This window comes from Shewanella sp. Sh95 (assembly GCF_001308045.1).
Taxonomy (GTDB): Bacteria; Pseudomonadota; Gammaproteobacteria; order Enterobacterales; family Shewanellaceae; genus Shewanella; species Shewanella xiamenensis.
Genome location: NZ_LGYY01000030.1, coordinates 1 through 255, shown reverse-complemented (window position 1 = coordinate 255; position 255 = coordinate 1). Strand labels below are relative to the sequence as shown.

1 pseudogene is annotated in these 255 nt (G+C 47.1%); it reads right to left on the bottom strand.

The annotated features are described in order from the left end of the window. A pseudogene (locus AEA42_RS22095) lies at positions 1 to 139 on the bottom strand (transposase); the annotation flags it as partial. Positions 140 to 255: the final 116 nt, after the last annotated feature.

The following is a 255-nucleotide window of genomic DNA, read 5'->3' as shown; positions in this document are numbered from 1 at the left end:
TCGGCATAACTTCAGCATCAGTGACGCCGGATAAACTCAGTTCTGCTGCAATAATTTCATGGCTATGGGTATCGACGGCGATATGCAGCTTACGCCACACGCGGCGCTTGCCATCTGTGCCATGTTTGGGCTTTGTTTCCTAAATCGATTCAGCGAGCAAAGCTCCTCATAATCGTTTGAATATTAAACTACACGGTAAGTTTCAGGCATGCCTAGCCCAGTGAGTTTGTTCAACGCCTTTATCATCGCGTAAGT